The 11,901-nt window shown below is 28.4% G+C and carries 12 protein-coding genes; 5 read left to right on the forward strand and 7 right to left on the reverse strand.

The window, feature by feature from the left end; translation table 4 throughout:
- Nucleotides 1-38 precede the first annotated feature (38 nt).
- Nucleotides 39-449, reverse strand: coding sequence for a hypothetical protein (locus VBM90_RS02050; protein WP_323176694.1), 411 nt, complete (start codon nt 447-449; stop codon nt 39-41).
- A gap of 154 nt (nt 450-603) precedes the next feature.
- Nucleotides 604-1,893 carry an MFS transporter gene (locus VBM90_RS02055; RefSeq protein WP_323176695.1) on the reverse strand — a complete coding sequence of 430 codons (1,290 nt, stop codon included), beginning with the start codon at nt 1,891-1,893 and terminating at the stop codon, nt 604-606.
- A 433-nt stretch (nt 1,894-2,326) separates the two neighbouring features.
- Between VBM90_RS02055 and VBM90_RS02060 the strand changes: the two genes are divergently transcribed.
- Entirely contained in the window at nt 2,327-2,887 is a 561-nt protein-coding gene (locus tag VBM90_RS02060) for a hypothetical protein (RefSeq protein WP_323176696.1), read from the forward strand.
- 56 nt (nt 2,888-2,943) lie between these two features.
- Nucleotides 2,944-3,558 (forward strand): hypothetical protein, encoded by a 615-nt coding sequence (locus VBM90_RS02065; RefSeq protein WP_323176697.1) that lies wholly within the window; start codon nt 2,944-2,946, stop codon nt 3,556-3,558.
- 99 nt (nt 3,559-3,657) lie between these two features.
- On the opposite strand, the gene VBM90_RS02070 is transcribed toward VBM90_RS02065, so the two are convergent.
- From VBM90_RS02070 to recO, 5 genes are all read right to left on the reverse strand, one after another.
- Entirely contained in the window at nt 3,658-5,037 is a 1,380-nt protein-coding gene (locus VBM90_RS02070) for a M17 family metallopeptidase (protein WP_323176698.1), read from the reverse strand.
- A gap of 80 nt (nt 5,038-5,117) precedes the next feature.
- On the reverse strand, nt 5,118-6,485 hold the full coding sequence (locus VBM90_RS02075; protein WP_323176699.1) for a leucyl aminopeptidase family protein: 1,368 nt from the start codon (nt 6,483-6,485) through the stop codon (nt 5,118-5,120).
- Between the two features lie 4 nt (nt 6,486-6,489).
- A complete protein-coding gene (locus VBM90_RS02080) occupies nt 6,490-6,873 on the reverse strand; it encodes a YigZ family protein (protein ID WP_323176700.1) in 384 nt (127 codons plus the stop codon).
- A gap of 87 nt (nt 6,874-6,960) precedes the next feature.
- Nucleotides 6,961-8,103 carry a DnaJ C-terminal domain-containing protein gene (locus VBM90_RS02085; protein WP_323176701.1) on the reverse strand — a complete coding sequence of 381 codons (1,143 nt, stop codon included), beginning with the start codon at nt 8,101-8,103 and terminating at the stop codon, nt 6,961-6,963.
- A gap of 28 nt (nt 8,104-8,131) precedes the next feature.
- Nucleotides 8,132-8,803, reverse strand: coding sequence for a DNA repair protein RecO (gene recO, locus VBM90_RS02090; protein ID WP_323176702.1), 672 nt, complete (start codon nt 8,801-8,803; stop codon nt 8,132-8,134).
- A 94-nt stretch (nt 8,804-8,897) separates the two neighbouring features.
- On the opposite strand from recO, the gene VBM90_RS02095 reads away from it, so the two are divergent.
- Genes VBM90_RS02095 through plsX form a run of 3 tightly spaced genes read left to right on the forward strand, consistent with a single transcriptional unit; the run spans nt 8,898 to nt 11,900 of the window.
- Nucleotides 8,898-9,224 carry a hypothetical protein gene (locus tag VBM90_RS02095; protein ID WP_323176703.1) on the forward strand — a complete coding sequence of 109 codons (327 nt, stop codon included), beginning with the start codon at nt 8,898-8,900 and terminating at the stop codon, nt 9,222-9,224.
- Nucleotides 9,217-10,881: a DAK2 domain-containing protein gene (locus tag VBM90_RS02100; protein ID WP_323176704.1), complete on the forward strand. Its 1,665-nt coding sequence runs from the start codon at nt 9,217-9,219 to the stop codon at nt 10,879-10,881. Before VBM90_RS02095 ends, VBM90_RS02100 begins: the two co-directional genes overlap by 8 nt.
- Nucleotides 10,881-11,900 (forward strand): phosphate acyltransferase PlsX, encoded by a 1,020-nt coding sequence (gene plsX, locus VBM90_RS02105; RefSeq protein WP_323176705.1) that lies wholly within the window; start codon nt 10,881-10,883, stop codon nt 11,898-11,900. The genes VBM90_RS02100 and plsX overlap by 1 nt, the downstream gene beginning before the upstream one ends.
- Nucleotide 11,901 lies beyond the last annotated feature (1 nt).

Consider the following 11,901-nt stretch of genomic DNA (forward strand, 5'->3'; position numbering starts at 1 on the left):
GAGGTGTTATTATGTCTAATTAAACCTTCTGTCCATTTTTAGTGTCCCAGTTTAGGAAATACATTTTTTTCTGTGAAAATGATAAAATCTGGATAATTTTGAGAACCAAATGGTTGTTTTATAAAAAAATTGTTTAATTTAGTAAATTTATTTTCGACTAACTCAATTCTATCCTTTGATTGAATCTCATTTTTTAAACTATTTCATTTTTCTTTTATTTCAGTTTCACTCATTTGGTCTTCATAACCTTTTAAAGAAGCGAAGAATCTTTTTTGATTAGTTGCTGATTGTCCAGGTATTTCTATTATTCCATGTGATATTAAAATTTGTTTGAATTCATCCTCGAAGTTATTTTCACTCATTAGAACATGAGATGATAAGAATTCTTTTTTATTATTTTTCAACTCATTAAACAAATCAACTAACTTTTGTCTGCTTTTGTCTTTCATACTATCCCCCTTTCTTGCAATTATAAGAAAAAATAATTTTTGCATAAATGCAATATGTAAATTGTATAAATGACATTGATATTGAAAACACTTAATGAAACAAAAAAACAGCTATTGCTGTTCATGTATTTTTTGACAATTGCAGTATGTAAATCTATAAAACTCATAAATTATCAAGTTTCTTAATAGCAGGGAGCTTATACAACTTATTAATTCTGGTGTATGAAACTATAGCAATTACTCCACAAACTATAACTATTACTGAATATGCAATGTAAGTTCATAAGTATCCAACTGAATTGTTAATTGCTGTAAGTGCAATTATTAATAATGAAGACATAATAATTCTAAACACTATCGACAACCCATTTTGTAAATGGAACTTATCTTTTTCAAATAATTGATATGACTTGCTATAAAATCCTGGTAAGAACATACTAAATACCAATTGTTGTAGTGCGTTAATCGAAAAGTAACTAATTAAAATAAATTGTTTATTTGAAACGAATGATAATGAAATTCAAATGACGCTCAATGTAAACATTCCGAAAATTATTCATCTAAGATCAATTTTTACTTTGTATTTGTTTAATAAGAAAACAACAATTACACCAGCTAGACTTAATAGAGCTAAAACAATTGTGAAATAGAAACTTCAATCCTCATATTTATAATCATTAACTCATTTGAAAAATTGAATAACTCCTGATTGTTTAGGAAATAAGAATATTCCAATTACTAAGGATGAAGATAATATGAATATTCATGAAAATAACTTAAATTTAGAACTTAAAATCTTATGTGATTTATCATTTGCTTTTGCTTTATCCACAAAAACAGTCATTTCTGATTTAGTTTTTAAACTTCAATAAAGTAAACCAGATAATATGTAAGTTAAGATGTTAAAAATAACTAAAGAATAGAAAGGTAAATACTTATAAAGCAGAAGTGACAATATTGGAGATAAAACTAATCCAATTGATATGGCAAATGAGTTACCGATGTTGAATTTATTTAAATCATTTTTATCTTTTGCTAAAAAGTAAAGAATATTCTTAAGGTGTATAAATCTATAGGAATGGACAGTTCCTAAAAGTGTACTTGTCACAATTAAAATAATTGAAAACGTATGTGTAGATAAATTATTAATAAATGCAAAATAAGTTCCTAAAGGTATTATCAACAATATTGAACTAGCAATATCACAAATAAGAAGAGCAACTCTATCAGGTAGTAACTTAACAAGTTTTGATGAGATTGCATAAATTATTAAAGATGGCAATTGTACTAATAAGTACAACAATGTAACTAATCAGAAATCACCAGTTATTTTGTAAATATATAAACTAGAAGCTAATTTAAATGCTTCTGACCCGATTGATGATAATGAAATACTACTTATATATTTTCATAAGTTAGCATTTAAGCTTCTAAATAGTGACATAATACCCCTCATTAATGTATGGTATTTAATTATACATTCATTTATTCATTCGAGATGAAAAAAGGAATCTTATATCTGATATTCAAAGAAATTTAAGCTCAAAAAAAGCTAAATAAAACTAAAACCATTTTAGTTGCATTTCTGTAGTAAGCATCAAAAATAAGTTAAATATTTTTCAATAATTTATTTTAATTTACTTAAAAAGAATATAATAAAAGTGAGGAGATATATTATGAAAAATGCAAAATTAATTTTAAGCATCTTCGCTACAGGAGTTATAGCGCTACCAACTGTTTAAGTATCAATTTTATACTCATACTATAATGGCGCTTGAGGTTCTTACTATTTCACTATAGGAAGTTTAAATATAAAAATAAATTATATACTGGCGAAGAAATTAATAATTTAATCTTAAAAAAGGAGCTTTACAATAATGTTAAGAAAAAACTGATTAAAGTTTTCAACACTAAGTGCATATTTAATTTTCTTATTTTCTATTGTGGTTGCATTACCTATTTATGCTATAGATTTATATAAAACTAGTTTGCCACATTTACCAGAAGGAATACATAAAACTTATTCTGATGGAGCTTATCTGGATTTCGCAGGTGACTATCTCTTCACATATTTCATCTGTATATTTATAATAATACATAATGTTATTTACTTAAGAAAAGTTAACAAGAATAGTTGATTCACAAGTTTCTTCCCTTTCTTATTTGAAAATATAAAGATTCAATATTCATTTGCATATAAAATGAAATTTATTACATTTATATGCACATATATAATTGTTGTTCCAATTCTTATAACTGGTTTAGTTTTTCAATTTATATTCAATTCCTTTGGACTTAACGCATATATTTCTATGCCCCTCATTGCTTTAGTTGCTTACATAATATTATCAATAATAATTTTCTTCTTCATTTGCATTTTAGTCTTTCAAGATGGAAAAAAATTATATTTAACAAACAAAGAAGCAACTACTAAATAAGTATGAGTTATGTTAATTAATAATCGAACTCTAAAGAAAGAAGGTTTAATAAAATCATGTTAAGAAAAAACTGATTAAAATTTTCAACTTTAAGTGTATATTTAATTTTATTATTTTCTCTTGCTATAGCTTTACCTATTTATGCTATAGATTTATCTTCTGTAAGATTGTCAAATGTACCAGGTCTTGCAATAGAAGTACCTGATTATATTCCTAAATGCATTGGAGACGGTGCTTACCTAATTTTTGCAGCACACTATATCATCACATATTTTATCTGTATATTTTTAATAATACATAATGTTACTTACTTAAGAAGAGTTAATAAAAATAGTTGATTTACGAGTTTATTTCCATTCTTATGTGAAAATATAAAGATTGAATATTCATTTGCATATAAAATGAAATTTATTACATTTATATGCACATATATCATTCTTGTTCCAATTTTTATAACAGGTATAGTTTTTCAATTTATATTCATTTCTGTCGGATATCCAAAGAGAATTTATATTTCTATACCTCTAATTAGTTTTATTGCTTGCACAATATTATCGCTAGTAATTTTATTCTTCATTTGCATTTTAGTCTTTCAAGATGGTAAAAAGTTATATTTAGCAAGTAAACAAAATAAGAGTGCTGATAAATCTTTTACTTATTGAATTAAGTAAAATAATATATTCTTCAATCTAAAAAATTAGTACAAAAAATACAAATATCCTAGTTAGCAAGTGATATTTGTATTTTTATATAACTTTTTTGAGGTTTCATTATTTAGATGAATCAAGAGCTAATTGTGTTAATGTTTTTACCATTACACCTGTAGGTCTTGAAGCAATATCAGCTGTTCCTGCAACATCTAAGTGAATGTATTCAACATCTTCTGTGAATTCTTTTAAGAACATAGCGGCTGATGATGAACCTCCACCAATACCACTTAAGTCAGTGTTCTTAAGGTCAGCAACTACTGAGTTTCTTATTTCTTTAGCAAAAGCTTCATCAAGAGGCATTCTTCATACTAATTCATTTTGTTCTTTAGCAGCTTTTAATAATTCTTCTCAAGCAGCATCTGTAGTAGCTCATGCACCTGTGTATGTTTGTCCTAATGCTACTAAAATAGCACCTGTTAATGTAGCAACATCAACTAATCTTGTGGCTTTTAAGTTTCTTACAGCATATGTCAATCCGTCTGCCATAACTAATCTACCTTCAGCATCTGTGTTGTTAATTTCAACTGTTTTACCATTCATTGATGTTCAAACTGAATCAGGTAATGAAGCATCTCCATTAACTCTGTTGTCTGTAATACACATAATTGCAGCAACATTTGTTTTTGGTTTTAATTGAGCAATAGCTTTAAGAGCTGAAGCAACAAATACAGAACCAGACATGTCAAATTTCATACCTAACATGTTTCTACCTGTTTTAATGTTGTATCCACCTGAGTCAAATGTAATTCCTTTACCTACATAAACTGTCTTTTCGTTTGATTCAGGGTTTCCGTTATATTCAATAACAACAACTCTTGGTTCAAACATACTTCCACGGTTAACTGAAAGTAAAAGTCCCATTTTTTGCTCTTCAATTTGTTTTTTATTAAGAACAGTAACTTTTAAGTTTGAGTATTGTTCTAAATCTTTTCTAACAACTTCTGCTAATCATTCTGAGTTACAAATGTTTGGTGGTGTCACTTGTAAGTTTCTTGCGAAGTTAACAGCCTCTGATAATACAACTGCTTGTTTTAATGCATCTGCATATTCATTTTCATCTTTAACTGATAATAATGAAATTGCAAATTTCTCATCTTTTTTAGCTGTTTTAGCTGAATATAAATCAGCATTTACATAGTTGTAAGCTTCAACAAAAGCTTTAACAACTTGTGCTAATGTAACTTTTTCTGTTACAAATGAATCTAAATCGACTTGGACATCTCTACCTTGATTTGTAAAGAAACCTTTTGCAAATTTAGCTACTGAATCAAAAGATAATTTATCTTTTTCTCCCATAAATACAAGAGCTTCATTTTTATCAAAGTATTCTGTTACAACATTATTTTTTTGAATTAATGTTGATGGTAAGTTTTCATCATTTTTATAAACTGCTTTTAAAAGCATTGAGTTATTTCTAACTTTATCAACTGTTTTAATCATAATTTCCTTTCATACAAATATAAGTGAGTTATTTAATATTTTATAAATATTAAAGTTTCTAAATAAATAAGTAAATTATATTACTTATTTTCATTTAATAATGCATATTCAACTAATGTTGCAACTAATGCACCTTGTGGTTCACCTTGAACATCTGAAGTACCAGCAACATCACAGTGAATAAAATCAATATCTTTAGTGAATTCTTTTAAGAACATTGCTGCTTGTGATGAATCTGGTCTAACTTTTGAACTTCAGTTAGCTAAGTCAGCAACTTTTGAACACTTGTTACCTTTGTTATAATCTTCGTGTAAAGGCATTCTTCAAACTTTTTCGTTCGCTTCTTTAGAAGCTGCTAAAAAGTCATCTCATTTTGAATCATTTGTTGATCAGATTCCTGTGAAAGTATTTCCTAATGCTGTTAACATTGAACCAGTTAATGTTGCAACATCGATAATTGTTGTTGGTTTTAATTTGTCAGCGGCATAGAAAATTCCATCAGCTAAAACTAATCTTCCTTCAGCATCTGTGTCAACTACTTCAACTCATTTACCTGACATAGATTGGTAAACATTTTCCGGTAATGAAGCATCATTGTTAATTCTGTTATCTGTAATGCACATAACAGCAGAAACATTAACATTGGCTTTTAATTGAGCTAAAGCTTTAACTGCATAAGCCGCAATTACTGAACCAGACATATCATATTTCATGCCTTCCATATGATATCCTTTTGTATTAACTCCACCTGTGTCAAATGTGATACCTTTTCCAACTATAGAAATATGTTCTTTTGATTTTTTGTTCCCTTTATAAGATACAACTACAACTCTTGGTTCATGAACACTTCCTTTATTAACAGATAATAAAAGACCCATATTTAATTGTTCAATTTCTTTTTTAGTTAAAACTGTTAATTCAAGACCTTCAATTCCTGAAAAATCATTTGTAATCTCACTAGCTAACATTTCTGAGTTTAAGAAGTTTTCTGGTTTAATTTGAAGATTTCTAACATCATTAATTGCTTTTGCAACTACTTCAATTTTCTTAACTAATTTTGTTGAAACATTTTCGTTTCTCACATACACATAGATGTTTTTGAATTTTTCTTTATCTTCTTCAATTGATTTTTTGAATAATTTAACTTGTCCAAATAATAATTTTGAATAAATAATTCTAAATGTTTTTAGCACATCATTATTTAAAACAAATGATTCGACATCAACTTGATAATCTCTATTAACTGATGTTGCTAAATTCTCAAATAAAGCTGCTAATTCATCAAATGATTGATGTTTTTTATCAATGTAAATGTATGAAACATTTTCGCTTAAGTTATCTGTAATTTTTCCGTTTTTAGTAGCTACATAAGAAGGAAAATCTTTGTTTTCATAAGCTGCTTTTAAAACTAAAACATCTTTTTTAAGTTCTTTAATTACTTTAATCATTTTTTTATTTCTCCTTACTTTGATTATCTTTTAAATATAAGTTAATTACTGTTGAAGCTGATTGCCTGTAAGCTTTTTTAAGTGGTCCAGCTCCTAATTTTGTTCCACCAAAATATCTAACAACTGCAACTAAAACATTTTGCGCATTTGTTAGTCTGATTAATTCAAACATAGGCTTACCAGCTGTTCCACTAGGTTCTTTATCATCTGAAAATCCACCTGTTTCAGCACCATTTGAATTTAATAAATAAGCATAGCAAATATGTCTTGCATCTTTATATTGTTCTTTAAGATTATTTAGAATTTGGTTAACTTCTTCTTTTGAGGAAACTGGATATAAATAACCAATAAATTCTGATTTTTTAATAATTAACTCGTTTTTATACATAAATTAAATTAATTATAATTTAATTTAATAAACTAACTAAAATTAATTGCTAAATTAAAACCTAACTACTAGAGTTAGGTAAAAAAATTATTTGTTAGCTTTTTCAACTGCTTGAACAAAATCTTGATTTGATGAATCAGTTACATTTTGTAATGCAGCTAAAACTTCTTTTTTATTTTTTCTATCTAAATCAGGAATAATAACTTCTAAATGTAATCTTAAATCACCTTCCATACCTCTGAAGTGAACTCCTTTTTTAGGAACCTTAATCACTTTTGAGTTTGTGTAGGTTTTCTTCATTTTAATTTTTACATTTCCTCAAGGAGTTGGGACGTCAACTGTGTTTTCTAACATAATATCAATGAATGAAACTGGAAAGTCCATTTCAATATCCATCCCATCTCTTTCATAATATTTATGAGGTAGCACGTTAACTGTAATGTATAAGTCCCCTGGTGTTCCACCGTTTTTACCTAAACCACCATATCCAGCAACTTTTAATCTTGTTCCTGAAACTGTCCCTTCCTCTATTTTAATAGAAACGGTTTTTTGGATAGCTGAGTAACCTTCGCCACGACACTTTTTACATTTTGAAACAACAACCTTACCTTTTCCATGACATGTTTCACAAACAACCTGTTGAACTTGTTGACCAAAGAAACTATTAACAACTCTTCTTTTGTGTCCTACTCCATTACATGAACTACATGTTTGTAAATCATTTGGATTTTCTGCTCCGGTCCCTGTACAGAACATACACATTTCTCATTTATCTAATTTCTCTTTAATTGTTTTTCCTTTAAGAGCATCCATAAATGAAATGTTTATATTAGTTCTATAATCATCCCCTCTTTGCTGGTATGAACCTTGAGAACTTCTTTGTCTTCTTCCTCCGAATCCACCGAAAATGTTCTCAAAAATATCTTGGAAATCTTCAGAAAAGCCTTGTGCACCACCGAATCCACCACCATAGTAGTTTCCTCCTCCTGTGTTTGCTCCTGCTCTTCCATTAGCTGCATCGTGTCCGTATTGGTCATAAACTTTTCTTTTCTCAGGGTCTGAAAGAATTGAATAAGCTTCATTTAATTCTTTCATTTTTTCATCAGAAGTTCCATCTTTCAATTTATCTGGGTGATATTTTTTAGCTAAACTTCTGTAAGCTGTTTTAATTTCTTGTTCAGTAGCTGTTTTTGAAACACCTAAAATTTCATAATAATCTCTTTTACTCATAGTTTTATTATTTTAGCATAAAACTCAGTTATTTGCTAATATTTAAATGATTAATTATTTGTTTCTTATATTCAATAAAAATAAGCTTGTTAATTTCACTGTTTACATCATTGACATAGGCGTAAAAGTCGTTAAATGAATATCATATAGCTTGTAAAACTGGAACATCAAGTCTTTGGGTAATATCGTGATTTTGACAAATAAAACCTAAATTAAAATCAAAAGAAATAAAGTCCTTAATTCTTCCACATCTTTTGCAAGAATTAAATGATAAATCAATACCAAAGTATAGTAATGAGTGTGCATAAAAGTATGTTGAAACTTTAGTTCAAAGTACATTATTAAAACTATCAAAATGTCTATTGTATTCAGCAAATAAATGATTTCTAGTTCTTATATTCTGGAATAAAAAGTTCAAACTATTAAATAGCTTAATATTATTTAAATTAGTAACATCAAGTAATTTTATTGTGCTTGATTTTTTTAATCTTCCATACTTATTTTGTGTTCTTGAAGCAAAATATTCAATTTCAACAATTGAACCGACTATTAAGTTACTTCTATTTTTTGAATGTACATTATTTAGACCTCTAGCAACTAAATCTAATCTCCCAAAAGCAGTGAAAAAACTGACAATATGCTCATTGTCTGATATTTCGTGTAAGTTTAAAACTATTGCGTTTTTGATTGTTTCAGCCATAATTTCACTGCTTATTAGAGTGTATAAATATTATATATTTATAAAAATAAATTAGGGTAAAATATATATACTTTATTAAACACGGAGGTTTTGGATGGATACATTGCAAATTAAACAAATGTTCATTGATTCAATTTCTAAAGTTCCAGGTGTAAGATTCTTACACGAACCGACTTTAGATATCAATTGTGAACCTGGCACAATTGTCAGATTAAATCCTGAAGAATATTTTGAAAACATTGAGGTTTTATTAACTGAAAATTCACGTGTTGAAATTAAGGCAGCAATTACTGTTTTTGATGGGACACCAATTAAATTCATCATTTCACAAATTTACAAAATTATGGAAATGAAATTAAAAGCTAAGAAATTTAAATTCAATAAACTAATTATCATTGTCAAGGGAGTAACCAATGAGTAAAAGTAAGAAAGTAGATAAAAGAAATATCCTGAATGGTTCTGAGTTAGCTAAAGCATTTTTATCAGGAGCTAAAGCATTAGTTAATGCAAAAAACAAAATCGATGCGTTAAATGTGTTTCCTGTTCCTGATGGAGATACTGGAACAAATATGTCTTCAACAATAGCAGCTGCTATACCTGATTTAGAAAAAGCTCAAAATGAACCAGTATATGCTATTACTAAAAAAGTTTCAACAAATATGATTTATGAAGCTAGAGGAAACTCTGGTGTTATCCTTTCACAAATTTTCAAAGGATTTGCTTTAGGTACAGATGGTAAAGTTGAATTAAATACTCAAGATTTAATCCAAGCTTTTGAGAAAGCGACTGAAATTGCTTACAAATCAGTTTTTAAACCTGTTGAGGGAACAATTCTTACAGTTATTAGAGAAACAACCGAAAATCTTAAAAAAGAATTCGAGGGTAAAGACATTCACTATTCAGTATTCTTTGAAGAAGTTGTTGCATTTGCACGGAAAAGTTGTGATGAAACACCTAACAAACTTAAGAACTTAAGAGAAGTTGGAGTTACTGATAGTGGTGGTGAAGGTCTTTACACAATTTTCTGAGGAATGAACGAAGCTCTTCACGATAGACCAGTTGAACTTAAAGATAATTCTGATGAAGTCACAAACTTTATTGGTGATAGCGAAGTTTATGAAGGAGAATTTGGTTACTGTACAGAAGTTCTTATCGATTTAACTGAACCAGCTAAATTCAAGAAAGCAAACTTTGTTGCAAAACTTGAAAAATTGGCTAACTCGCTTGTTGTTGTTTCTGACGACAATATCCTTAAAGTTCACGGACACACAGTTAAACCTGGTGATATGTTAAACTTTGCTCAACAATATGGTGAATTTATCAAAATCAAATCAGAAAATATGACGCTTCAAGCTAACTATTCAAAAGCTAATGCCGAAAAACTTAAAGAGTCACAATTACAACATAGTGAAGAAAGTAGAACACCTTGTGGAATTATCTCATGCAACTTAGGTTCAGGTATAGTCGCAAGAATGAAAGATTTAGGTTGTGACTTTGTTGTTGAAAGTGGACAAACACAAAACCCATCAGCTCAAGACTTGATAAATGCAGTTAATAATGTAAATTCAGATTCAGTATTTATTCTTACAAACAATTCAAACATCATACTTGTTGCACAACAAGTAGCGCAAGTTATCCAAGACAAAAACGTTATTATTATTCCTACAAAAACACAAATCCAAGGAATAACAGCTATGCTTAATTTCAATCACGAATCTTCAGTCGAAGAGAACGTTGAAATGATGAATGATGCAATTGCTAATGTAACTACTGGTGAAATTACAAAAGCAATTAGAAACACAAAATTAAATGGTGTTCAAATTAAAGATGGTGATTATTTATCTATCATCAATGGAAAAATCACTGCAAGTTCATCAAAACTCTTAGATGCTGCTAAAAAAATAGTTAAAAAAGCAATTACAGAAGACAAAGAATTAGTCACAATTTACTACGGGGATGAAAGCTCACTTGATGAAGCTGAAGAAATTCTTAACTTCATTGAATCAAACTATGATATTGAAGTTGAAATTATTGAAGGTAATCAGCCTACATATCAATTCATCATTGGAGTTGAATAATGAAAGACTATAAATTCAAAATTGCTTTTGACATAAATGGAAATGATAATGGTCCAAGTGCAGCAGTTGAAGCTGCTAGCAAATTTGCTCTTCAATTCCCTGATACACAAATTCAATTAATTGGTGAAATTTCAAATATTGATAAAACAAAACTTCCTGAAAATATCTTACTTATTAAAAACAAAAATGTTCCTAGTGAACCTAAGAACATTAGAAAATCAATGAACGAAGATACATCAATGAATCTTGCAATTAGTAAAGTTATAAACAATGAAGCTAATGCAGTTTTATCAAGTGGAGATAGTGGAGTTTATATATCAACATTAACGCTTAAATTAAAAAGATTACAAAACATTTCTAGGCCGGCATTTATGCCAGTTGCTACATCTATTTTAGGTAGCAAATTGCTATTTTTAGATGTAGGTGCTAACTTAGAAACAAAAGCACAATATTTAGTTGAATGAGCCATGCTTGCTTCATTATTCTATAAAACAATGTTTAAAGTAGCAGAACCTAGAGTTGCATTTATTAACATTGGAACTGAAGATTACAAAGGTCCTACATCAACTAAACAAGCTCACGAATATTTGAAAACATTAAATGATATTAACTATGTTGGATTTGTTGAATCCAGAGAATTATTTAATGGAAACATTGACGTAGCTGTTGTAGATGGTTATGCAGGTAACACAATGCTTAAAAGTTATGAAGGTGCAATTGGTGCATTTTCAAAAGCACTTAAAGGTCAAATATTAACTAAATTAAAATACAAAATTGGTTATTTACTTTTAAAAGGTGCATTTAAAAATGTTGGTAAATCACTTGACTACCGTTCAGTTGGTTCTGCTTGAGTACTTGGTGTTAATGGACTAGCAATTAAAGCTCATGGTTCATCTGATGCAAAAGCTTACTACAATGCATTATTATCAATTCAAGAAGCTCTTGAAAATAACTTATTACAAAAATTCCAAACATTATCAGATTCAATTAAAGTTGATAATTTAGAAAGTGAAGAGTAAT

This window comes from Mycoplasma sp. 2704 (assembly GCF_034863285.1).
GTDB lineage: Bacteria > Bacillota_I > Bacilli_A > Mycoplasmatales > Metamycoplasmataceae > Mycoplasmopsis.